Source organism: Mesorhizobium sp. M0954 (genome assembly GCF_040319155.1).
GTDB lineage: Bacteria > Pseudomonadota > Alphaproteobacteria > Rhizobiales > Rhizobiaceae > Mesorhizobium.
The window spans coordinates 1-22388 of record NZ_JAMYNR010000052.1; the positions used below are offsets into that span (position 1 = coordinate 1).

Annotated in this window: 22 protein-coding genes and 1 riboswitch; of the genes, 11 read left to right on the forward strand and 11 right to left on the reverse strand. The window is 60.9% G+C overall.

Annotated features, from left to right (window positions below; genetic code table 11):
* Together NKH93_RS33030 and NKH93_RS33035 are read left to right on the forward strand one after the other, a co-directional pair.
* A partial coding sequence (locus NKH93_RS33030) for a calcium-binding protein (protein WP_352975865.1) occupies positions 1–956 on the forward strand: 956 nt, incomplete at its 5' end.
* Positions 957–1808: 852 nt separating this feature from the next.
* On the forward strand, positions 1809–3635 hold the full coding sequence (locus NKH93_RS33035) for a calcium-binding protein (protein WP_352975870.1): 1827 nt from the start codon (positions 1809–1811) through the stop codon (positions 3633–3635).
* Positions 3636–3795: 160 nt separating this feature from the next.
* Here NKH93_RS33035 and NKH93_RS33040 read toward each other — a convergent pair whose 3' ends face one another.
* Both NKH93_RS33040 and NKH93_RS33045 read right to left on the reverse strand, forming a co-directional pair.
* A complete protein-coding gene (locus NKH93_RS33040) occupies positions 3796–4779 on the reverse strand; it encodes an aldo/keto reductase (RefSeq protein WP_352474476.1) in 984 nt (327 codons plus the stop codon).
* 10 nt (positions 4780–4789) lie between these two features.
* A complete protein-coding gene (locus tag NKH93_RS33045; RefSeq protein WP_352474475.1) occupies positions 4790–4945 on the reverse strand; it encodes a YjiS-like domain-containing protein in 156 nt (51 codons plus the stop codon).
* A gap of 121 nt (positions 4946–5066) precedes the next feature.
* Here NKH93_RS33045 and NKH93_RS33050 point away from each other — a divergent pair, with 121 nt between their 5' ends.
* Positions 5067–6050, forward strand: coding sequence for a LysR family transcriptional regulator (locus tag NKH93_RS33050; RefSeq protein ID WP_352474474.1), 984 nt, complete (start codon positions 5067–5069; stop codon positions 6048–6050).
* Between the two features lie 160 nt (positions 6051–6210).
* On the opposite strand, the gene NKH93_RS33055 is transcribed toward NKH93_RS33050, so the two are convergent.
* The 7 genes from NKH93_RS33055 to NKH93_RS33085 form a co-directional block, all read right to left on the reverse strand.
* Entirely contained in the window at positions 6211–7020 is an 810-nt protein-coding gene (locus NKH93_RS33055; protein WP_352769323.1) for an MBL fold metallo-hydrolase, read from the reverse strand.
* Complete coding sequence (locus tag NKH93_RS33060; RefSeq protein ID WP_352474472.1) at positions 7017–7403, reverse strand: YdeI/OmpD-associated family protein; 387 nt, start codon at positions 7401–7403, stop codon at positions 7017–7019. Before NKH93_RS33060 ends, NKH93_RS33055 begins: the two co-directional genes overlap by 4 nt.
* Positions 7404–7449: 46 nt before the next feature.
* Complete coding sequence (locus NKH93_RS33065; protein ID WP_352474471.1) at positions 7450–8244, reverse strand: helix-turn-helix domain-containing protein; 795 nt, start codon at positions 8242–8244, stop codon at positions 7450–7452.
* A gap of 75 nt (positions 8245–8319) precedes the next feature.
* On the reverse strand, positions 8320–8664 hold the full coding sequence (locus NKH93_RS33070; protein ID WP_352542645.1) for a hypothetical protein: 345 nt from the start codon (positions 8662–8664) through the stop codon (positions 8320–8322).
* A 146-nt stretch (positions 8665–8810) separates the two neighbouring features.
* A complete protein-coding gene (locus NKH93_RS33075; RefSeq protein WP_352769320.1) occupies positions 8811–9581 on the reverse strand; it encodes a type 1 glutamine amidotransferase domain-containing protein in 771 nt (256 codons plus the stop codon).
* Positions 9578–11077 (reverse strand): aldehyde dehydrogenase family protein, encoded by a 1500-nt coding sequence (locus tag NKH93_RS33080; RefSeq protein ID WP_352923338.1) that lies wholly within the window; start codon positions 11075–11077, stop codon positions 9578–9580. The genes NKH93_RS33075 and NKH93_RS33080 overlap by 4 nt, the downstream gene beginning before the upstream one ends.
* Positions 11074–11715, reverse strand: coding sequence for an NADPH-dependent F420 reductase (locus tag NKH93_RS33085; protein ID WP_352923335.1), 642 nt, complete (start codon positions 11713–11715; stop codon positions 11074–11076). The genes NKH93_RS33080 and NKH93_RS33085 overlap by 4 nt, the downstream gene beginning before the upstream one ends.
* Before the next feature lie 381 nt (positions 11716–12096).
* Positions 12097–12212: riboswitch (guanidine-I (ykkC/yxkD leader) on the forward strand.
* 101 nt (positions 12213–12313) lie between these two features.
* Between NKH93_RS33085 and NKH93_RS33090 the strand changes: the two genes are divergently transcribed.
* The 7 genes from NKH93_RS33090 (at position 12314) to NKH93_RS33120 (ending at position 17964) form a co-directional block, all read left to right on the forward strand.
* Positions 12314–13378 (forward strand): putative urea ABC transporter substrate-binding protein, encoded by a 1065-nt coding sequence (locus NKH93_RS33090; protein WP_352746239.1) that lies wholly within the window; start codon positions 12314–12316, stop codon positions 13376–13378.
* 38 nt (positions 13379–13416) lie between these two features.
* Positions 13417–14295 (forward strand): ABC transporter permease, encoded by an 879-nt coding sequence (locus NKH93_RS33095; RefSeq protein WP_352923351.1) that lies wholly within the window; start codon positions 13417–13419, stop codon positions 14293–14295.
* The gene (locus tag NKH93_RS33100) at positions 14292–15101 is read left to right on the forward strand and encodes an ATP-binding cassette domain-containing protein (RefSeq protein ID WP_352923332.1); all 810 of its coding nucleotides are present in this window, start codon (positions 14292–14294) and stop codon (positions 15099–15101) included. Before NKH93_RS33095 ends, NKH93_RS33100 begins: the two co-directional genes overlap by 4 nt.
* Positions 15102–15111: 10 nt before the next feature.
* Entirely contained in the window at positions 15112–16320 is a 1209-nt protein-coding gene (locus NKH93_RS33105) for an agmatinase family protein (protein ID WP_023679464.1), read from the forward strand.
* 2 nt (positions 16321–16322) lie between these two features.
* Positions 16323–16862 carry a hypothetical protein gene (locus tag NKH93_RS33110; protein WP_352923326.1) on the forward strand — a complete coding sequence of 180 codons (540 nt, stop codon included), beginning with the start codon at positions 16323–16325 and terminating at the stop codon, positions 16860–16862.
* A 47-nt stretch (positions 16863–16909) separates the two neighbouring features.
* Entirely contained in the window at positions 16910–17503 is a 594-nt protein-coding gene (locus NKH93_RS33115; RefSeq protein WP_352923323.1) for a HupE/UreJ family protein, read from the forward strand.
* A gap of 338 nt (positions 17504–17841) precedes the next feature.
* Positions 17842–17964: a hypothetical protein gene (locus NKH93_RS33120; RefSeq protein WP_352449789.1), complete on the forward strand. Its 123-nt coding sequence runs from the start codon at positions 17842–17844 to the stop codon at positions 17962–17964.
* Positions 17965–18491: 527 nt separating this feature from the next.
* Here NKH93_RS33120 and NKH93_RS33125 read toward each other — a convergent pair.
* Together NKH93_RS33125 and NKH93_RS33130 are read right to left on the reverse strand one after the other, a co-directional pair.
* The gene (locus NKH93_RS33125; RefSeq protein ID WP_352975896.1) at positions 18492–18887 is read right to left on the reverse strand and encodes a hypothetical protein; all 396 of its coding nucleotides are present in this window, start codon (positions 18885–18887) and stop codon (positions 18492–18494) included.
* 64 nt (positions 18888–18951) lie between these two features.
* A complete protein-coding gene (locus NKH93_RS33130; protein ID WP_352975901.1) occupies positions 18952–19635 on the reverse strand; it encodes a hypothetical protein in 684 nt (227 codons plus the stop codon).
* A 912-nt stretch (positions 19636–20547) separates the two neighbouring features.
* On the opposite strand from NKH93_RS33130, the gene NKH93_RS33135 reads away from it, so the two are divergent.
* Positions 20548–21690, forward strand: a complete 1143-nt coding sequence (locus tag NKH93_RS33135) for a hypothetical protein (RefSeq protein ID WP_352975905.1) — start codon at positions 20548–20550, stop codon at positions 21688–21690.
* Positions 21691–22388 lie beyond the last annotated feature (698 nt).

The window sequence follows — 22388 nt, forward strand, 5'->3', positions numbered from 1 at the left end:
CCACCAACAGCCCGTCCGGCACCACGGCGATCAACCTGACCGGCAATGCGTTCGCCCAGACTATCCAGGGCAATGCCGGTGCCAATGTCATCAACGGCGCCGGCGGGGCCGATACGTTGGTCGGCTATGGAGGCAATGACACCTACTATGTAGACAATGCCGGCGACAGGGTGTTCGAGGTGGTGGGCGGTGGTACAGACAGGGTGTTCGCTGCTGTAAGCCATACGCTTTCGGCCGGATCGGAAATCGAACTTCTTGCTACCAACCCATCGGGCACATCGGCAATCAACCTCACCGGCAATGAGTTCGCCCAGAGCATCGGGGGTAACGCCGGCGCCAATGTCATTAATGGCGGCGGTGGCGCCGATACGATGGTCGGCTATGGCGGCAATGACACCTACTATGTGGACAATGCCGGCGACAGAGTTTATGAGGCGGTCGGCGGCGGTACCGACAGGGTGTTCGCTGCTGTGAGCCATGCGCTTTCGGCCAGTTCACAGATCGAGCTTCTCGCCACCACCAGCCCGTCCGGTACGTCTGCAATCAACCTGACCGGCAACGCCTTTGCCCAAACCATCCAAGGCAATGCCGGCGCCAATGTCATCAGTGGTGGCGGCGGTGCTGACATCTTGACCGGTAACGGAGGCAACGATGCATTCGTGTTCAACAGCGCCCTTGGACCCGGCAATATCGACAAGGTCACCGACTTCAACAAGCTCCAGGACAAGATCCAGCTCGACGACGCCGTTTTTGCCGGGCTTAAGCTGGGTGGCCTTTCATCCGATGCTTTCTTTGCTGGCACGGCTGCGCATGACAGCTCCGACCATATAATCTACAACAGCTCAACCGGAGCGCTCTCTTTCGACAGCGACGGCATCGGCGGCGCAGCTCAAATACAGTTCGCCACTCTCTCTCCAGGTCTGTCGCTTACGGCAGGTTCGTTCCTTGTGATCTGAACGACCCGGAACGGCGGACCTTCAATTCGAGACGGTCCGCCGCTTTATCTTTGTTCAAGCACCGGATTTTTCCAAAGCGGGATGCCCATTTCTGGCTGATGCTCAACCTTCGTCACCCAGCGGGTTCGAGTTGTGTGCGTCAAGTTCAGCAAAATGGCGTGGCATTGCGTTGACGTCGGCGTGTCCGCCGCGCAGCCCCCGTGTTTAGCGGAGCGGCGGACACATGACGGTGCTCAGGCGGCCAAGGCCCTCAGGCTCTCCAGCTGGGAACCGCCCTACTCTCACCTTTTGGGCGGTTTCCTAAATTGATTTGATCTCGATCACGGAGATCTGCCGACCGATACCAGGTGACGAGCGCGCAGATGCCTACGAATTGTCCACAGCTAATTGGTTGGGCAGTGAAACTGTGGAGGGGCCCGGAGTCAGAGGTTAACGTCATTTTGAATTTCCGTACGAAAGTTGACGTCTAACGCATTAAAATCTATAAATGTATAGCCATTATAAAAATATCGAGGAACTTCAAAAACTACAGCGCCTTCAAAATAAAGTCGCAATTCTGGCATCATTCTGACATCAGAAGACAATAAGCATCTTGTCCTAAGTCGCTGCTGTCAAAATAAGTCACAATCCGTGCAGCATTCCTACAAACGGTCAATGATTCTATCGACGGGTGTCTGTATGTGATTTGGCGCTAATATACGCCGTCTGTAGGTAGACGCCGGGCGCTATCGAAATCAGAAAAAGGAATATTGGATGGCAACTCTGCATTATACGTCGGGTGGATCCGCCACCGAAATCGCAACTGCCGGCTTCAATCTGGCTGACGTTCAGTACGCTTCGCAAGTCGACGCGTTGCCGGACGGCATGAAGGGTCTGGTGTACCTCAACGAGCACGAGGGCGTAACTTCATCCTTCATCGAGAAAATGACCCCCTTCCTCGGCAATCCGAATGTGTTCGGATTCTATCTGGTTGACGAGCCCGATCCCACGGGCAGGTGGGGCACCTATGCAACCGCCGAGAACCTGAAGGCGGAATCCGACTGGATCCATGAGCATTTTCCAGGCGCCAAGACCTTCGTCACCATGATGAATATGGGATCCCCTACCAATCCGGATTTTACCAACACCTACAATCCGGCCAACACGCATATCGACTATTTTGGAATAGACCCCTATCCGGTGCGCACGGGAACGGACACGGTCGACTACGACATGATCGACCGAGCCGTGGCTGCAGCGGTGAAGTCGGGCATCCCGATCAGCAACATCGTTCCGGTCTTCCAGGCCTTTGGCGGCGGCAATTGGGAGACTTCCGATGGCGGCAGACAGGTCATGCCCACCACCGAACAGATGCAAACCATGATGGATCATTGGGCCAAGCTGGTTCCGTCACCCGCCTTCGACTATACCTACAAGTGGGGAACGCAGAACGGCGATACCGCGCTTGAAAGCTCCTCGGAACTGCAAGCCGTTTTCCGGGAACACAACACCACTACCGCTGCGGCCTCAGACACCACCAGCAGCGACAGCAGTGCTGCTGCGCCCGCGTCCGACGCCGCCACCAGCGATAGCAGCTCGACTGTGACTGCGCCTTCCCATGCCGCAACCGGCGATAGCAGCTCGACTGCGACCGCGCCTTCCCATGCCGCCACCGGCGATAGCACCAGCGATGGCAGCTCGACCGCGACGGCGCCTTCGCACCTCATCGCAAGCGATGGCAGTTCGACTGCGACCGCCGCCGGCGCCACCACGAGCGATGGCAGCTCGACTGCCGCCCCTTCCCATGCCGCCACCGGCGATAGCACCAGCGCCGCCACCGGCGATAGCACCAGCGATGGCAGCTCGACCGCGACGGCGCCTTCGCACCTCATCGCAAGCGATGGCAGTTCGACTGCGACCGCCGCCGCCAGCGCCACCACGAGCGATGGCAGCTCGACTGCGACCGCCCCTTCCCATGCCGCCACCGGCGATAGCACCAGCGATGGCAGTTCGACTGCGACCGCCGCCGGCGCCACCACGAGCCATGGCAGCTCGACTGCGACCGCCCCTTCCACCGGCGATAGCACCAGCGATGGCAGCTCGACCGCGACGGCGCCTTCGCACCCCATCGCAAGCGATGGCAGTTCGACTGTGACCGCCGCTTCCCCCTCCGACCGCGGCGGTTTTCACGCTCTGACCGATCTGTTCGGCAGCAACGACACCAGCCATGATACTGCCGGCGACAAGGGAGGCAGCAGCGTTGACCGGGTGCTGGCCGCGTTGAGCCCCGCGCTTTCGTCCGGCTCGGAGCTTGCCGCGACCAGCAGCCCATCCGAGAAAACGGCAACCAGCCTGACCGGCCACGGGTTCGCCCAACTGCTCCAGGGCAACGAAAATGCCGGCGCCGGTGTCCACAAGAGCGCCGTCGCCGACCTGACATCCGGTCACGGCAACGATGCCTTCGACTTCAGCAAGCTTCAGGACAAAGTCCAGCTCGACCACTCCGCGCTTGCCGACCTCAAGTCGGGAGGGCTTTCATTGCATACGTCCCCTGCTGTTACGGCCACGGATGATGGTTCCCACCACATCATCTTTGACAGCTCAACCGGGTCGCTCTCTCTCGACAGCGACGCGGTCGGCGGCGCAGCTCAAGCGCAGCTCGCTACCCATCTCCCGTTGCAGCATCACTCCTTGATCTGAAAACCGGAGCGGCGGACCTTCAACTCGAGCGTGTCCGCCGCTCCGTCCGTGTTCAATTGCGCCACGGAAGCTTGACTAAGAAAAATGCGATATCGGCAGACATCAGAGAGATCGAAGTTGGTCGCATTATCGCCAATGCGAATTCCGGATTCACCACACCCTACGCAGTCTCGGCAATATTCAGCACTGCGTCGATCTCGGCCATCACCGTTTCCGGCAGCGGCCCTTTTTCCAGCGCACCGAGATTGTCCTCGACCTGCTCGGGCCGCGTGAAGCCGGGAACCGGCAAGGCGATTGCCGACTTGGCGAGTATCCAGCCGAGCGCGCCTTGCGCAAGCGTGCGTCCGCCCGAGGTGAGCAGGTCGCGGATTGCCGAGAGCCTTGACAGATAGTCCGGGTTGGCGGCGCCATCCCTGAAAAACACCATCCATTCGGCATTCCCGCCGCGCACATCGTTGGTGGGCAGCCGCATGGCCGGCGTGTATTTGCCGGTGAGCAGCCCCATTGCCAGCGGCAGCCGGCTGAACGAGACGAGGTTCTCGCGCGCCGCAACGGCCATCAGCTCGTTCGCCGGGGTAAACACATTGAAGTCGTTCTCTACGGCGACGAACCCCTCGCGCGGCGCGTAGACGGCAAGCCGTTCGCGGTGATCGGTGCTCCAGCCGAAGCCGCCGATCTTGCCCTCCTGGCGCAACAGGCCGAGCGTATCGAACACCTCGCCGGCGCGCTCGATCGGATACTCGTTGATATGTAGCAGCACGACGTCGATACAATCCCGCTGCAGGCGCTGCCGCGAATTGTCGATCGAGGTCCGGATTGCCGCGGCAGAGGCATCCTCGGGTGCGATCTTACGCGTTTCGGGATCGCCGAAATAGCCGACCTTGGTGACGATGACGGCTTCGTCCTTGCCCCTCAACGCCCGCCCGAGGATCAGTTCGGCATTGCCGGCGCCGTAGGCGGCAGCCGTGTCGAACACCCGCGCGCCGATCTCATAAGCCATCGCCAGCGCGGCTTGCGACCTGATATCGTCGACCTCGCCATAGACTGTCGCCGTGTCACGCCAGCGCGCGGGGCCACCCGCCGCCCAGGTGCCGATGCCGATGCGCGGTACCGAGCGGCCATCCCAAAGCATCATCATCTGCATGCCCGGCTCCTCAATGACGCAAGCTGGCGTGGCGGGCACGTTCGCGGATCTCTTCGCGAGAAATGCCGGCATCCGCCAGTGTGCTGTCCCGGGCCTGCCTCAAGCTCGCAAGCGTCTGGCGATAGGCAATCCAGCGGGCGAAACGGTATCGAAATTCATCCAACATGATCGTCTCCTTTGGTACGCAGAATGCCTGCGCGCCTGGGTTGGTCGGAAGCGCAAAACCTCTGCGCCAATCGCATGCGCGATCGAAAGGGTTCAGTTCGCTTCTTGGCCAGGCGAGGCGCTTGTCCCTGTCCCGCCAGGCAGGATTGTCCAACGCCTCCAATGCCTGCATACTTGCGCACGATGCCCGCTTTGCGCTACAGCCACGGTCGCAAGGAGTTTTTCATTTCTGCAAAATGGATATCGGCTGGGACGATCTGAGGTTGTTTCTCGACGTTGCGCGGCTGGGTGGCTTGAGCGCAGCGACGGGAACCACGCGCCTCAGCGCAGCCACCCTTGGACGACGCGTTACCGCGCTCGAAAAGCAGATCGGCGAACCTCTGTTCGTGCGCCAGCAGACCGGCTACCGGCTGACCCCGGTCGGCGAGGAACTGCTGCGGCGCGCCGAAGACGTCGAGGCGGCAATGCAGTCGCTGACCCGCTGGCGCGAGGGAAACCTGCCCGACCGCATTGTCCGCGTCTCGGCCGGGCCATGGACCTCGGCCTTCGTTTCCGCCCATATCGGCGAGATCTGGACGGTCGATGATGGCATAAGGGTGGAGCTCGTCACCACCACCGACCGGGTCGACATCGGTCGCCGTGCCGCCGACATCGGCATCCGCAGCGAGCGCCCGACCGAGCAGTGGCTGGCCGGCCGTCAGAGCGGCAAGGTCGCCCACGCCATTTATTCCGGACGTCACCTGATCAACGGCATCGCCGCCGGATTGTTCGTCGGCGTCACCGGCGAAGGCGCAAACATTGCCTCGGCGCGCTGGCTGCAAGCCCATCACGGCGACCGCATCGCCGTACGCGGCAACAACACCCACTCGGTGCGCGAACTGGTGGCCGCCGGCGCCGGCCTTTCGGTCTTTCCGTGCTTCGTCGGTGACGGCGATCCGCGGCTGGTTCGCGTTGCTCAGCCTATCCCCGAACTCGAAACCGACCAATGGATCGTCACCCATCACGAGGAACGTCACTCCCCGCCGGTACGGAAAGTCGCCGACCGGATTGCCGCCTTGATGCGGGCGCACCAGCCGCTGTTTCGCGGCGAGACGCCGATCCGGTAAGCCTCAGGCAGATCGGCCGCCAGTGGATCAAGAATCAGATATTTTGGTGGGCCGGACGATGGTACCGCCGCCGTTGAGGACGCCGGAGTGCGGCGCGCTGCTCGTCGAGATCCTTGCCTTGGGCGAAGAGAGCGGTATAAACCGACCAGCACGGGGCGGCCTATCCGGTCACTCGTCCTCCTGCCGGCTCATAGCCGTATGCTTCGCCCTTACGCACCACGCGACCGATACCCGGCCAGCCAAGGTGCGCGCCGGCGATCCACGTCCCCGCCTCGGCCGCGTCACTGAAAACCTTTAGGCGGGTTGCGCGCGCGGTCAGCTGATCGTCGTCATAGCCCCAACTGAACGCGGGATTGCCGAACTGCAAGGCCGGCACATGAACGATGTCCCCGAAGAATAGGAAACGATCCTCGTCCGTGTCGAACGTGTAGCCGGTATGACCGGCAGCATGACCGGGCAAGGCGACCGCCCTCAATCGCTCACCCACCTGGTCGCCATTCTGGACAGGCTTCAGCAGGGGCCGGAACTGCGCAAGGTGCGCGTAAGCGAAAAAGCTCTGCACAGCCGCCTCGGGAATTACGATCGCCTTCAAGTTTGGAAAGAGCACTCGGCCGTCGGGGGTCAAAAGTCCGTGCACATGATCCTGATGGGCGTGGGTGAGCGCCAAGACCGTGATCGAAGCCGGGTCGATCTTGGCTTCCGCCATGGCCTGCTCAAGACGCCCCACTGTCGGGGCCCAGCCCCCTCCTCCGCTGTCGATTAGAACGCCGTCAACGCCTGGACCTACCAGCGCGAAGCAATTGACAGACAGGCGAAGCGCCCCTGCCAACGCAGCTTGCGGCACCGGATTATCCTGCGGGTCCCGCAAAAGGTCCGCCGGCATCTCGACGTAACCGTCCGAGAGCGACCAGACGCGCCACCTTCCCGACGTGCTGCCGAGCACGTTATTGGTTTGCGATGTCACGATCATATGGCCACCTGCCGCGAACGAAAATGAAGGATAGGTTCGATTGTCACTATTGGCTCCCTGCATAATCTGCGCAAAGACGTGGGGAAATCGATGAAGATCGATGCGGAAAGCACGGATTGGAAGATGATCGTTGACGGATCTGCTAGCTTCGCGGCGATCTCAGCTCTTTTTTTCATGCCCATGTAGATTCCTCCCTTCGTAAGCTCGTCAATCATCTGATTTATGCGCTTTCGGCGTGTTTCCGGGTGACGGGCGCGCTCGATCCAATGCAAGTAATCATTGCGCTGATAGGGAGGCCGTTGCTCGAAAGCAGTCATCAGATTTGCGGCCTCGAGCTCTGCACGCAAACTGTCGGGCATCTTAGCCAACGGACGTTTCAGCAACTCACATCTCCGCCATTCGAATCCTGATGCTGGAATAGATCACAAGTCAGCCGTCGCGCCTGCGAGACCGCAGCCGGCCTGGCGACAGCCCTTTCAATCGGGTCACGACGCGATTCATATGGGCCTGGTGAGTGAAACCCGCGTGCTGAGCAATCTCGGCCAGCGGCAGATCGCTATTTTCCAAAAGCTCGACCGCGCGATCAACGCGGCGGCGTAAAATGAATTGATGTACCGGCAATTGCGTCGCCTCGCGAAAGGCGGCGGTGAAGGCGCGTCGTGGTATTCCCGCGATTCCGGCAAGATGGTCGATCGACACCCCCTTTTCCAGATCGCCATCAATCGCAGCGAGGACCCGGTCGAACCGCTGCGAGGTTAGGACTGGAGACTTCTGCTGCCGCTGGCGTGCATGCCCGAGACGAAGCAGGTTCGCGAAAACCAGGCCCAGCGTCCATTCGCGGACGATCGGGTTGGCGGGCGGGTCGCCTTCGAGGCGTCGACACAACTCGGCCACCAGCGAATCGCGTATCGGTCGATCGGTCAGGATTACCAGGTCCTCGGGGGTCCCGCCTGCGGATACCAGGAGCCTTGACGCCAGCGCGGAGTCAACGGTGATCATCGTCAGCTCTCGCGGCTCCTCGATCTTGAACCGCGTGGCACGCTCGGGAAGACTGAGCAGCAGGTCGCCGGGGCGGGTGAAGACGCGCCGCAGCCCGCGGCCAAGATCGATCTCTGCATAGGATGAACCGCTGCGAATCACACGCAGCTGAACGACTCCGGCCGGCGCATGGCGATAGTCGCCGGCAGGAAAGAACAACCTCTTTGCACTTGCCGCGATCACCATCGTTGTACCGGGCGTCCGGACGCAAGTTCCTCCAGGACTTCGATGATCGATCGCCGCATCCTCGATCCTTGATGCCTACACTTTTGCCCGTTTGTCGGGTCCACCAGGCGCATCATTTGCCAGGGCAGTCAGTTCACCAATCCGGGGCACAAAGATGTTGTGCAGTGTCTGGGTCATAATGGTCATTTCACGCTGAACTTGCAGTTCCTGTGCGGCGGGAAACAATGTGTCCTGCAAGAAGAGCTCCAGGCCTGCCTTGTCGTCCCATATCTCGATGATGCGATAACCATCGTCTGTGGCATGCGCGATGTGCTGGTAGATGCCGCCAGCGGGCCGTTTCTCCACGCCGATCCGATCGAGGATGCGGCTATAATCTTCGGCCGTCAGGCCGGCAATATCAAGTGTCGTCACTACGGCCATGGTTCATCCTCGCTGCTGATAGTGGTTGTTTGAGGTGGAGTTCTTGGACGGACCCCGGATCCTATTGGGCCGATGTCGTTTGGCATCGCCCGCCCTGACGGCGAGTTTGTCTCCCGAACTTCACCGACAGGAGCGGTCTTTGGTCCTCAGCCACCGAGCGCCTCGATGACAAGACGGGCGGTCGCCGCTCCGGAGAAGTTCTGCTGGCCGGTGATCAAATTGCCGTCGCGCACGGCAAAATCGCGCCACAGCCCGGCCTGAATATAGTTCGCGCCGAGCGCACGCATCTCATCCTCGATCCGCCATGGCATCAGATGCGTACCGTGCGGCAGCGCGCCCATCTCCCAGACGGCATTGTCGGCGAAGTCCTCCTCGACATTGGCGAACCCCGTAACAGTGCGCCCTTTGGCCAGCAGCTCGCCGGTTGAGAGGCGCGCGTAACGCAGCAGCGCGACGCCATGACACAAGGCAGCCGCGACCTTGCCGGCCGCGAAAAAGGCGACGAACAGCCGCTGCAACTCAGTCGCACCTTGGAAGGTGAACATCGGCGCTTGGCCGCCAGCGACGACGATCGCGTCGAACGCGTCGACCGACAGCTCTGCGATGGGCCGGGTCGTCTCCACCAGCGCCGCCAGTTTCGGCGTCGACAGGAAACCGAGCGAGATCAGATCCGTATCCGAATAGCCGGACGGATCGCGCGGGTCGCTCAACGCATCCGCCTCGCATTTGCCGCCCTCAGGCGAGAAGATCGCGACTTCGTATCCGCGGTCGGTGAAGGCGAGCCAGGGATGGGTCAACTCGCTCCACCAAAACCCGACAGGCCAGCCGGTGGTGATCGATACAGCCGGGTTGGAAAGGACCATCGCGATGCGTTTGGGATGCCGCGGGTCGAGTGGGTTGGAATCGCGCACGCTCATCGGGCCATCTCGACCGGTTCGCCAAGATTCGCCCAAATCGTCTTGTATTGGGTGTAGCTTTCCCACGCCTCGCGGCCCTGCTCGCGGCCATAGCCGCTCATCTTGAAACCTCCGAACGGCGCATTAGGATGGTACTTGTGCCAGCAGTTCAGCCAGACCGAGCCTGCCTTGATCCGGTCGGCGAGCCGCAAGGCGCGGCCGAGATCGCTGGTCTGGATGCCCGAGGCGAGCCCGTAGTTCGTATCGTTGGCGATCCGGATCGCGTCCTCCTCGCTGTCGAATGGAATCACCGGCAGGACAGGGCCGAAAATCTCTTCGCGCGATATCCTTAGGTCGTTGGTCGCATCGGCGAAGATGGTCGGCTCGATGAAGAGGCCCTTGCCGTTGACCTGGCGGGTGCCGCCGCCCGCGGCCAGTCGCGCGGTGCGCTTGCCCTCTTCGACATAGCTCAAGACCTTGTCATACTCGCCCCGCGATGCGATCGGCCCGATCATCGTCGCAGGGTCCAGCGGATCGCCGAGCGTCGCCGACTTCGCCATGGCGCTCAGCTTCTCGACGACCTCGTCATAACAGGCGCGTTCGACCAGCAGGCGCGATCCGGCGACGCAGACTTCGCCCTTGTTCCAGAAGATGCCCCAGAAGGCTGCCTGTATCGCGGCATCGATATCGGCATCGGCGAAAACGATATTGGGACTCTTGCCGCCGAGCTCCATGGTCAGGTGTTTCATCGTCCCGGCACCGTTGCGCATGATGCCCTGGCCGACGGCGGTCGACCCGGTAAAGGCGATCTTGTCGACGCGGACATCGTTGACCAGCGCGTCGCCTATGGTGCCGCCCGGGCCGGTGACGAGATTGTAGACGCCCGGCGGCACGCCCGCGTCGAGGATGACTTGCGCCAAGGCGAGGGCCGTCAGGGGCGTGTCGGTCGCAGGCTTGTGAACGACCGTGTTACCCGCCGCGAGTGCCGGCGCGATTTTCGAACAGGACAGCGCGAGGGGAAAATTGAACGGGGTGATCGCAGCGACCACGCCGAGCGGCTCGCGCCGCGTCAGGATCCTGATATTTGGTTCGTAGCTGGTACGATAGGCGCCGTCCATCGCGCTCATGGCGAGCCCGCCATGAAAGCGGAACAGTCCTGAGCAGTGCGGCATGATGATATCGCGGAAATCGCGATAGGGCATACCCATATCCATCGCCTCGCGCACTGCGAAATCCTCGGCCCGCTCGTCCATTAGATCGGCGATGCGAAACAGGATTTTAGCGCGCTCCTCATGATGCATCCGCGCCCAGGGTCCTTGCTCGAAAGCCCGCTGCGCGGCCGCGACGGCATCGCTCGTGTCGGTGACGTCCGCCTTCGCAATATCGGTGATCGCCGCGTCCGTGGTCGGATCAAAAGTCGTCGAAGTCTCGCCGCTGACGGCATCGCGCCATTGGCCATCGATCAGCAGACGTCCTACTGGAATCGCCTTGCGCCGCGCGGGTAGATAATCAGTCATGAACCGGTTCCGTCCTGTCGAATGAGATTGAAGGAAATTGTCGGCCCCATCCCGCGCCGATAGGCGAGCTGGACCAATAGCAGCATCATCGGCTCGATCAGGCGCGAGGCCGTGAGATCGCCGACATCGACCGGCATTGTCGGCAGATCGGCGAGAAGCCGGCAAACCGCCGCCTTGGCATCTGCGTCATTGCCGGCGACATAGCTCGTCACCGGATCGCCGTTGAGACGCGGATCATCCCTGTCAAGCAATTCGGCAAAGGTCGGAATGCACTTGACGACAAGGGCGCCCCGCGCGCGCCTCTGAACCTCCTCGCCTACAGACGTAGTAGTGCCTAGCAGCATCGTGGAACGGTCAGGCGCGATTGCATTGGTATTGTCCCAGACGATCTTGCCCGACAAATCGCCAAGCGCGTCCATCGCCAGCTCGAGAGCCGGCCATGGCGTCGCCAGGGCAATTACGTCGGCCCATCTCGCTACTTCGTCAGGGGCACCGAAGCCAACACGGAGGGTTGCCGCGATTGCGCGCAACTTGCCTTCGTCACGACTGAAGCTGAGGCGAATTTCGTGCCCGGCGAGGCCAAGACATTTCGCCAAGGCCTTCCCGAGCGAGCCTGGTCCGATGATCGCAACTTTCACAACTGCCTCCCGACACGCGATCGGGCTTGCCTAGCATCATTGCAGTCGCGCTTATTTCACGAATTGCCCTTGCACGATCGGGCGCACTCGTCACATGGGTCGGCGCCAATTGGCATCCGGATCCGCCGCGCGCTCACGCCCTTCCCGAACGTGTCCCTATTGGGCATGTATGTGTGGGCGACCATAGAGCAGGGTGCGATCAGCGGAGGTCCCCAGGGCACAAGCCTGCTCATATTGGTTGACGCTAGATTTTCCTTGCCTAATCCGTCGGCGTTGCGATGACTTTTGTGGCATCAGCATAACGCGATTGCCTGCAAATCCGGGGAAAGGCCGCCTCAAGACGGCTTTCCGGACTGGCACGCCCCTTGCTTCGTTATTCACGTGCAGAGCGTCTAGGGTTCCGGCCGTGTCGATCACGGTGCTGGTCCAAGAGACGCGACCGCTTGAGATGCATTGAGGCATCTGGCGGAACACGGCGGGCCAAAATCCCGGGAGAACCCTGCACGGGTTTGCTGGCGCGAACCTCTCCCGGATGCGCGCTCCGTGAACCCCCCAACAGACGTTCGGACGCAATCCGGATCGCAAACAGGGGTATGTAATGCTTCGCAAACTGGCCACAATCATCCTAGCCGCATCACTCAGCCTCCCCTTCATCTCAGCCGCGCAAGCAGCGCCCAAGAAAGACTTCAAGATTTGCTGGTCGATCTATGTCGGCTGGATGCCGTGGGGCTATCTTTCCGACAGCGGCATCATGAAGAAGTGGGCCGACAAATACGGCATCAATGTCGAGATCACCCGCATCAACGACTATGTCGAGAGCATCAACCAGTACACGGCCGGCGGCTTTGACGGCTGTTCGATGACCAACATGGATGCGCTTTCGATCCCGGCCGGCGGCGGTGTTGACACGACGGCCTTGATCGTCGGCGATTTCTCCAACGGCAACGACGCGGTCATCCTCAAGAACAAGACCGCGCTCAAGAATATTGCCGGCCAGAAGGTCAATCTCGTCGAGCTTTCCGTCTCACATTACCTACTTGCGCGCGCGCTGGAGACGGTAGGGTTGGCCGAAAAGGACATTACGGTGGTGAACACCTCCGATGCCGACATGGTCGCTGCCTACGGCACCAGCGACGTCACCTCCGTCGTCACCTGGAATCCGCTGGTCTCGGAAATCGCTGCCATGCCGGGCGCCCACAAGGTATTCGATTCGACTGAGATTCCCGGCGAGATCATCGACATGATGGTCGTCAACACCGCGACGCTGAAGGACAATCCGGCCTTGGGCAAGGCGCTTGTCGGTGCATGGTATGAAGCCATGGCGCTGATGACGTCGGGCACGCCCGAAGGCAAGGCGGCCAAGGAAGAGATGGCCAAGGCGTCGGGGACGGATCTTGCCGGTTTCGACGCTCAGCTTGCATCAACGGCGATGTTCTTCGAGCCGGCCAAGGCGGTCGCATTCACCAACGGCGCCGAACTGCCGAAGACCATGGATCTGGTGCGCAACTTCCTGTTCAGCCACGGCATTCTTGGTACCAACGCGCCGAGCGTCGACGTGATCGGCATGAGCTTTCCCGATGGCTCGACGCTGGGCGATGTCAACAACGTCAAGCTGCGCTTCGATCCGGCCTTTATGGCAGAGGCGGCGGGCGGAACGCTCTGACGCGGGAGCGCGACATGCTAGCCAGAGGAACCGGCATCATGCAGGCCGCGGCAGGCCCCGAAGTCGCGCGCCTGCAACGTAGCAGGCCGAAAGCGCGGCTTCGCCTCATCAACGCGACGGTCTCGCGCGGCGGAGCGTTGCTGCTTGGGACGCTGCCGTTTGCCGCCGTGGCAATCGCCTATCTCTTCGCTTCGTCGCAAAGGCTGGCGGTCAATCCCAGCGACAAGCTGCTGCCCTCCCCTGCACAGATGTGGTCGGCATTTTCAGACCTAGCGACAGTGCCGGACAAGCGCTCCGGCGACCTGATCCTGTGGGCCGACACCTATGCCAGCCTGATCAGGCTGTTCGCCGGAGTCGGCATGGCCACGCTGGTGGCGCTCAGCCTCGGCGTCGCCATAGGTTTCATCCCGCGCGTCAGGGCCTTTCTGCTGCCCTTGGTCACAGTTGTCTGCGTCATCCCGCCACTGGCGCTGCTGCCGATCCTGTTCATTGCGCTCGGCCTCGGCGAAACGGCCAAGATCACCTTGATCGCTCTCGGCGTCGCACCGGTCATGGTGCGCGACATCGCCAACCGGGTGATGGAATTGCCGCCGGAGCTCGTCGCCAAGGCACAGACGCTCGGCGGCAACAGCTGGACCATGGTGCTCAGGCTGGTGCTGCCACAGGTCATGCCGCGCCTCATCACTTGCGTACGGCTGGCGCTTGGGCCGGCCTGGCTGTTCCTGATCGCGGCAGAAGCCATCGCCTCCACCGAGGGGCTCGGCTACCGCATCTTCCTCGTTCGTCGCTACCTGTCGATGGACGTCATCCTGCCTTACGTCGCCTGGATCACGCTGCTTGCGGTGATGACCGACTGGCTACTCGTGCGGCTCTCTCACATCATCTCGCCCTGGGCGCATCCGGTGCGGACCAGATGAGCCGGATCCTCGTCCATGGGCTGGAGAAGAGCTACGGCGACGCCCGCGTACTGGAACGGGTCAATGTCTTCGCCGAAGCGGGTGAATTCCTGTCGCTGGTTGGCGCCAGCGGTTGTGGAAAATCGACGTTCCTGCGCATCCTGCTTGGCCTGGAACAGCAAAGTGGCGGCGTGGTCGTCGTCGGCGACCAGCCGATCGTGCCGGAGCCGACGCCGCAGCGCGGCATCGTCTTCCAGCGCTATTCCGTGTTTCCGCATCTCACCGCGCTGCAGAACTTGCTGCTGGTCGAGGACTTCCGTTCGGGCGGACCGTTCGGCCGCGTCTTCGGCGCCAGGCGCAAAAGCGTCAGGCAAGAAGCCGAAACCATGCTGGAACGGGTCGGGCTTGGCCATGCGCGCGACCTCTATCCGGCCATGCTTTCTGGCGGCATGCAGCAGCGGCTGGCGATCGCGCAGACCTTGCTCGGCCGGCCGCAGATCCTGCTTCTCGACGAGCCCTTCGGCGCACTCGATCCCGGTATTCGCATCGAGATGCATGAGCTGCTCACCGAGCTCTGGACCGAGCACGGCATGACCGTGGTCATGGTCACCCACGATATCGGCGAGGCATTCAAGCTCGGCACCCGCGTGCTGGTCTTCGACAAGGTGCGCCACGACCCCCAGTTCCCGTCCGCCTATGGCGCGACGATCACCTACGATCTGAAGCTCGACCGCAAGCACCGGGCTTCAGCACGAGACGTGGCCGAAGTGGCCGCGATGGTCGGGACGACCCGACTGGATAGCGCAATCGCGACGACGGCGTCGTGAAGGAGGTTTCATGCACAGAGATAGTCCAGAACGCCGGCATCGTCGCGCCGGGCTCACCGACCACCAGCCACGCCAACGCTTCCACCATCCGAACTTCGAGATCCGCGACATGCAGGGCTGGAAGTCTATCGAGGCGGAAGGAAAGCTGCCCGAGGACGGCTGGCGCAAGGAACAGAAATGGGCACTCGACATGGGCCTGCCCGGATCGGATTCGATCATCGACAAGTCGATCCCGACATTCGCGCGAGGCGAGTTGCCGCACTTCGCCGGCATCAACACCTTCCTCAAGGCGCCCTATGTCGAGAACGTCCGCGATGTCGGCAGATATGACGCTGCCGTCATGGGCATTCCTTTCGACAGCGGCACCACTTACCGGCCCGGAACCCGCTTCGGGCCGCAAGGCATGCGCCGCATCTCGGCGCTTTACACGCCTTACAATTACGAGCTCGGTGTCGACCTGCGCGAGCAGATGACGCTTTGCGACGCCGGCGACGTCTTCACCATCCCCGCCAATCTCGAAAAGAGCTTCGACCAGATCACCAAGGGCGTCAGCCATGTCGCCTCGTCCGGCGCGCTGCCGATCATGCTCGGCGGCGACCATTCGATCGGGTTTCCGTGCGTGCGCGGTATCGCCGACGTGACCTCCAAGCGAATCGGCATCATCCATTTCGACCGCCACATCGACATCCAGGAAAAGGATCTCGACGAACGTATGCACACGACGCCCTGGTATTGGGCGACCAACCTGCCGAACGTCTCGGCCACCAATCTGGTGCAGCTCGGTATCGGCGGCTGGCAGGTGCCCCGCTACGGCGTGGCCGAGGCGAGAAAGCGCGGAACCAACGTGCTGACGATCTCCGATATCGAACAGATGGGGCTGGAGAAGGCGGCCGAGATCGCGCTCGAGCTCGCATGGAAGGACACCGACGCCGTATACATCTCCTTCGATGTCGACAGCATCGATTGCGGTTTCGTGCCGGGTACGGGCTGGCCGGAGCCCGGTGGCTTCCTGCCGCGCGAGGCACTGAAGCTGCTCGGGCTAGTGTCGGCGCCCGGCATCTGCGGACTGGAAGTGGTCGAGGTGTCGCCGCCCTACGACACGTCAGACATCACGGCGCTGTTTGGCGTGCGGGTTGTCGTCGAGGCGCTAGGCTCGATGGTCGCGCACGGCAATCTCGGCAAACACAAATCCATCATCGACAAGCCGACGAGCTTTTGACCATGCACGATGATCATCACCACCACAGCCATGATCATGGCGACGGTCACCATCACGGGCCGAACGGTCATCATCACCATCCCCACCCCGTCGGCCACAACGGGCCGCCCGGCAAGCCGTTGCAATGGCAGACACCGCATCTACCGCACGACCATGCGCCCGAACCCGCCGACGCGCGGGCGACCGATCTCGATCTCGTCGAGATCGCGTTTCTCGAAGGGTTTTCGCGGGCGCCCGACCCGTCCAGTTTCCTGCGCCTCGCCGGGATTCCGTTCGTCGGCGAGACCGCCGACGGCGTGCGGCTGCATCTTCTGCGCGTCGAGACGCAGGACATGGTCGATGTCGGCGCCGTCATGCCGCTGATTGGTGGCGCCGGCGTCACCTATCACCCGCTGCCCGCGAAACTGACGTCGCGCCGGCGCCGCCTGGCCTTCGTCTACCATAACGGCCAGGCACAAACGCCCCTTGACTTCGGCGAGGCGCGACTTCTGGCCGACAGGTCCGGCGCCGCACAATTCACCATGCCAGGGGCCGGACAATGAGCACCGGCCTTGAACCGATCGCACCCCTATCAAACAGGTCCAGAACCATGAACAGAACGCTTTCATCCTTCGGTAGACTCGCCCTGGCAGCCGCCACAACCCTCATCCCCTCATTGGCCTTCGCCCATAGCGGCGGTTTTCATGCCCACGGGTTTGTAGACGGCCTTCAGCACCCGCTGACCGGTATGGACCACCTGCTTGCCATGATGGCTGTAGGCATCATTGCCGCTCGCGCCGGCGGCAAGGGGATCATCATCGTGCCGTCGTGCTTTGTCTCGGCGATGCTCGCTGGCGCCCTGCTCGGTATCGCCGGCATCGGCCTGCCCTCACTGGAAACCGGCATAACGCTGTCGCTGGTGGTCTTCGGCGCGATAATGGCGCTTGCCAAGCCGCTTCCGCTCGCTGTGGCCGCCTCGCTGACTGCTCTCTTCGCCCTCTTCCACGGCAATGCCCATGGCCTCGAAATTCCCGAGACGGCCAGCGGCATCGCTTATGCAATCGGCTTCGTGGTCGCTACTTCGGCTCTTCACGCGACCGGCGCGTTAGCCGCCCTGACACTTCGGCGCTGGCCGCGAGCCATCCGCACGGCAGGCGTCGGCACGTCGTTGGTCGGCGTGGCGCTGGCGGCACAGATCATCTGAACCGCAGCCCATTCATCTGCGATGAACAGGAGGCGAAGGCGTGATCAGCCGGCTAACCGTTTGGCAGCGCATTCGAAACGTGCTGTACCAGATCCTGAAGACCCGGTCTGAGCGACCCTGATCCCATCCGGAGATTGAGGCTAGCAGCTTGCCGTAAGCCGCGCGCGCGTACGGAGCGGTCCGCCGTGGGTCGCGACTAACTTCCTAGCTGCAGCCGGACCGTCTTGCCTGACGTAGCCGGCCTGTTCCCAGCTACGCCAAATGATCGCCGTCGTGAACTCCGTGCCGGCGAGCGTGACTTGGTCGTCGCCGCTGCTGGCGGCCTCCCGGGCGAGGTCATGAAGAACTGGCGTGTCAAAGCGCCGAACACATTCGATCGCGAATTCGGCTTCTCACGCATGGGCTACGAGATCGCCGCAGGGTGGGGTGCGGCGATGGCCGATGTAGCATCCAGACAGTAATTCGAGGTCGATTGCGTAGGGGACTATGCGCGGCTTTCTATTCCGAACACCGTGCCGGCGTCGTTCAAGCACTTGATAAACGATCCTGACACTCCACCGGCGGTTGGCAACACATCTGCGGCCTCCACAGGCCCACCATAAGTCAATAAAATCAAACGCTATGGACGGCGGTTCGCCAGCCTTGACTTGGCTAACCAAGTGCAACAATGCCTCTAAATCATTGAAAGATAACGATAATGGTGGGCCCGGAGGGTCAACGTTTTCTATTGAAAATCAATACGGTAGCGGATGGTTCGCCAACCCATTTCCTTCGTATTCTCTCGTATGGTCAGGCGAACCTAAGGACCAGGAGGAGGACTAGTTTTCGCAGTGTCTTTGTCTTATCCCTCGTAATGAACTCATGGTGACCATAAGGCGTACGAGCGCACTGACAAGTCAGCGAGCTGTCCGTTAGTCTCCGCGGTGATCATCGGACATCGCACTATGAAGCCCGCATACCTTTCCAATGCGTTGCGCATCCCTTTTGGTCAATCTCGGTAGGTCCAATCGGTGATGGCAGCGATCTGCCGGAATACGCCATCGACGCCGTTGACCGTAGGATCGGCACGTTCAAGCCAGTTTTCGCCCCACGCCATCCATTCAGCAACGCTCCGTCCCTCGATCTCAGTAGACGGGCCCACGTTCATCGACCGTAGTGCCGCGAGAAAATCACGCACCGTTGCAAGCTTACGCCAATCGTGCGCCATCTCCTGGAATCGCCGCCAACGGTTCGCGTCGCGTTTGCGCCGTCGCTCTTCTTCATAGCGGCGTGTTTCGGCGAGCTGCCGCTCGCGTTCAGCCGCCTCTCGATCCTTACGTTGCTGCACAAGGAGTGGTCCAGCTGCGACGAAGATGGCAACAATGTCGGGCAGCATGGTGTCCATCGGCTGCATTTCGGATTCAATCCATTGGCGCGAAAGACCGGCCGGCCACTGCCAAGTCTTGACCTCAAAACCGTCCCGTGGAAACCAGCTCTTGCTTCCAGTTTTTCTCTCCCGGCGAGCGCCACCGCTTTTCAACCTCGGTCAACGGCCGGCGTTCCTGCTTCTGCTTTTCGCGAATCTGAAACTCAACCTTTTCGCCCGAGACTTCGGCGAAGAGCATTCCTCGCTCTCCCTGCCTAACCTTTCCACCTTGCCGCTCGACGGCCTTAAACAGCGCATCTAGTATGCGATGCTTGCGACGGTCCGTTTCCGTGAACTCGCTGGGACGGTATAGATCGCGCCTCCATGGGTTGCGTTCCTGTCGCGCTCGCCGCTTCTTCTCCTCATGCTCAGCCAGCCATGACGCGATCACCGCGTGTGGTCTCACCAAACGCTCCGGCACTGCGAGTCCAGTTGCACTAGCACGAGCTCTGTCTGCCTGCTGTTTAATCTCCGGCGGCAATTCAATTGGCGGAGGCGGCAACGGCGTCGGACGAATGATGATAGTTCGCGTCCCGACCGATTTCGACAGCGGCGTCTGCTTCGGCGCTTTACCGACAGCGTGTTTCGCCCAATACCCCCGGGGCGGGTATGGAATGTCCTCCCGTCCGCAGATCTTGGCGAGGCCATTGCCGCTGATTCCATACTCCTCGGCCAATCTCGACATCGGTGTCGCCCACACCGCGCGGTAGAGATCCTCGCGCGTCATCGTTGTCGGTTTGCTCGGACGCGGCTTCGGTGGTTGAGGAGCCTGGTTCTCGCTGTCGGGGAGCTCGACCTCCGGCCTTACAACTGGAGCCACTTTGAGCTTCGTCTTTATTTGCTCGAGACGGCGGTTTCCCCCTCGCCTCTCGGTGTTCCAAATTAGCGGTTCGACACATCCATCTGGTGCTGGCGGCAAAGACGGCTGTTCGACTGGCTTCCCGAACTCCTTTCGCATCCAATATCCGGCCGGGGGCGTTGGGATGTCGACCCGGCGCAGCAACGTGGTGAGAACTGCAACCGTCGTCTCCAACTCGGCAACCAAGTGAGACATTGGCTTTGACCAAACGAGGTCAAATAGTTCCTGGCGGGTGAACCGATGTTCCATAGCAATCAAACTATACGAGGAGTGCAGCCTATCTCATGACGGGTTGCAACACGAACTGTCAGTGAGGGAAGCTTCGCAGATTCGCAGTTCCAACTCCACACCGCGCGCCTTACCGACGTAGTCCGATGGTCGCGACTTTGCGGTGTCTCTGACGCGTGCAATCAGGCTTGGCGCGATACCGGGGCGCTTAGTCCGCGCCGAGTTGAACTTGCGTATAGACGATTACTTGCCAGGTGGTTCCTCCATTCGCCGATAGTTTATTGACTGAGCGAGAGCGGCAACAAGCTCGTTGGGCGCGGCCACTTTGGGGCCGGAAGCGGACTTGCGGCTTGGAGGCTTGGAATGTGAGAAGCGGACGTTCAGGCGCCTCCATGCATCGACGCGACCTGACCCATTTGAGACATTGCTCACGCACCAGTCTTACCTTGCACATGCAGGGAGGGATGGACTGCTCGGGAATAAGATGCATGATGCCTAATAGGCGGCTTGTAAATATATGCTGTGCACCGACCACAGTATCGAGAACTTGCGATGTTTTCCGCAATCCAAACATATCTGAAAGACATTTCCACCTGGCTGCTGCTGCTCAAGTATCTGGGGCTTTGCCTCGCAGCGGGGTCCTCAATTTGGGGAACGGTCAACCAACTTACGGTCGCAGCGCAAGGCGGCGAAAAACGTCTGACCAGCGAGGGCGTCGTTGCGATCTCTTTCACTATCCTCGGCCTGTTAATCAGTCTCGCATCGGAAGACTTGGCGCGCCGAAACTCTGAAAATACACGCAAAGCTCAGACTTTGGCGGAGACGAAACGTACGAATGAAATCATTATTGCCGGGCAACCGTTGACCAGCCTTTCTCTTCACTGGGAGTTCGCCAGCATGAACGCAGCCCTTTCGCAGGCGATGAAGAAGGGCCAGGAAGATATTAAGGAGAATGCCGAGTCTTCGCAGGGCGGCACGCCAGCCGTTCCATTTGACGTCGAAGAATACTCAGCGGCCCTACTGCCCCTGATCTCGTACGTCGCCGGGATCGGGGCTAAGAACGGCGAGGTCTCCAACGCAGATCAGGCCGAGCAGGGCGCCCAAGATAGCTCCTTCGTCGTGCTCGTTGCTCTCGATGCGTCTCCGAATGCCATCCTTTCTTTCGGTGCGATCGGGAGTGGGGTTACTTGGAAGTCCAACAGCAGCGCCAGAGCACTCTCTTCGGGCTTTCTGGGTTTTTACGGAGTGCGGGAGGGAAATTCGACGCCCCGCGTTACCGCCGACCTCGCTACTATGCGCGATGTCGGCGTATCAACTTACGCTATCGACTGGGACCTTGATCCTGGCACTCTCGCCAGTGTCATTGACCGAAGAAACGCAGCCATCCCCCCGACAGCGAACCTCCCGAAATTGCTTAAAGTCGCAATTTTTCATGATATCCGTGTGCTACCTTTTGAACAGCACAATTTCGGCGTGCCACACGTCGATGTGTGGGGTAAGAATGAACTGAATCATGAGAAAATGAGTTTTGAACCCAATGATTTCAGCAATATGATATTGACGATGGAAGTCAATAATTTCAGCGATATGAAGTATCGATACTCTTTGAGATCAATATATGAGGTTGATCTGGTTGACAAATTCGGAGACGGCATAGACTCTCGTTGCACGATGCTTGAGTTTGAAGCGACGTGAGCTGCGGCTAATACCTGCTTGCGGAACGGCGATCCATAGCAAAGGTGGGTGATCAGCTTCCGATGCTAAGCAGGCGTGCGACCCCACCCTGACCAATGTCGTCATTTGGCGCAAGAAGACCCCAATCGTCAGCCAGGACCGCAAACCCACAAATGCACGGCGTTCAGATCATTGCTGCACCCTCACCACGGGCGCCAGTGCCGCGCGAGCGGCTTCGTCCTCGGGTCACGACGAGAAGTCCACGGTGACGGCGCCGGCATTCTCCTCAAGTATCGATCCGATGGGGTCGCGGGCGCAACAAGCTGTCGCACAACTCTGCTATCGATAACGCCCATGCCTGACCCGAACTACCTCACCCCTGAAGAAGTCATCGCTCGTCGCGGACAGGCAAGCGAAGGGACTATTCGCAACTGGCGTTGCATGCGGATCGGGCCATCGTTCCTCAGGATCGGCAGAGCAATCCTCTATCCGAGTGGCGAGTTGGATCGCTGGGACAAATCGATCCTCGTCGTCTGCAGACCCACACGCGAACTGCCGCGGGAAAAGGCGGCACCGCCAGAGCAGGGAGGCAGTTCAGTCGCTCCGAGGTCGCTAGCTAGCCTGAAAAATTCATGGGGGTTGGTGGATGTGGCGCAAGCCATTGAAATGACGTAGGATTTGGTTGCTTAAGCCGATCCGAACCATTTCCAGGAGACCAC

Bases quoted from the DNA above. Each gene is read 5' to 3' on its own strand.
- NKH93_RS33100 (WP_352923332.1), top strand. From the start codon at position 14,292: ATGAGCCGGATCCTCGTCCATGGGCTGGAGAAGAGCTACGGCGACGCC.
- NKH93_RS33080 (WP_352923338.1), bottom strand. From the start codon at position 11,077: ATGACTGATTATCTACCCGCGCGGCGCAAGGCGATTCCAGTAGGACGT.
- NKH93_RS33110 (WP_352923326.1), top strand. From the start codon at position 16,323: ATGCACGATGATCATCACCACCACAGCCATGATCATGGCGACGGTCAC.
- NKH93_RS33045 (WP_352474475.1), bottom strand. From the start codon at position 4,945: ATGTTGGATGAATTTCGATACCGTTTCGCCCGCTGGATTGCCTATCGC.
- NKH93_RS33070 (WP_352542645.1), bottom strand. From the start codon at position 8,664: ATGGCCGTAGTGACGACACTTGATATTGCCGGCCTGACGGCCGAAGAT.
- NKH93_RS33115 (WP_352923323.1), top strand. From the start codon at position 16,910: ATGAACAGAACGCTTTCATCCTTCGGTAGACTCGCCCTGGCAGCCGCC.
- NKH93_RS33040 (WP_352474476.1), bottom strand. From the start codon at position 4,779: ATGCAGATGATGATGCTTTGGGATGGCCGCTCGGTACCGCGCATCGGC.
- NKH93_RS33105 (WP_023679464.1), top strand. From the start codon at position 15,112: ATGCACAGAGATAGTCCAGAACGCCGGCATCGTCGCGCCGGGCTCACC.
- NKH93_RS33095 (WP_352923351.1), top strand. From the start codon at position 13,417: ATGCAGGCCGCGGCAGGCCCCGAAGTCGCGCGCCTGCAACGTAGCAGG.
- NKH93_RS33125 (WP_352975896.1), bottom strand. From the start codon at position 18,887: ATGGACACCATGCTGCCCGACATTGTTGCCATCTTCGTCGCAGCTGGA.
- NKH93_RS33090 (WP_352746239.1), top strand. From the start codon at position 12,314: ATGCTTCGCAAACTGGCCACAATCATCCTAGCCGCATCACTCAGCCTC.
- NKH93_RS33130 (WP_352975901.1), bottom strand. From the start codon at position 19,635: ATGACGCGCGAGGATCTCTACCGCGCGGTGTGGGCGACACCGATGTCG.
- NKH93_RS33120 (WP_352449789.1), top strand. From the start codon at position 17,842: ATGAAGAACTGGCGTGTCAAAGCGCCGAACACATTCGATCGCGAATTC.
- NKH93_RS33075 (WP_352769320.1), bottom strand. From the start codon at position 9,581: ATGAGCGTGCGCGATTCCAACCCACTCGACCCGCGGCATCCCAAACGC.
- NKH93_RS33135 (WP_352975905.1), top strand. From the start codon at position 20,548: ATGTTTTCCGCAATCCAAACATATCTGAAAGACATTTCCACCTGGCTG.
- NKH93_RS33065 (WP_352474471.1), bottom strand. From the start codon at position 8,244: ATGGTGATCGCGGCAAGTGCAAAGAGGTTGTTCTTTCCTGCCGGCGAC.
- NKH93_RS33055 (WP_352769323.1), bottom strand. From the start codon at position 7,020: ATGATCGTGACATCGCAAACCAATAACGTGCTCGGCAGCACGTCGGGA.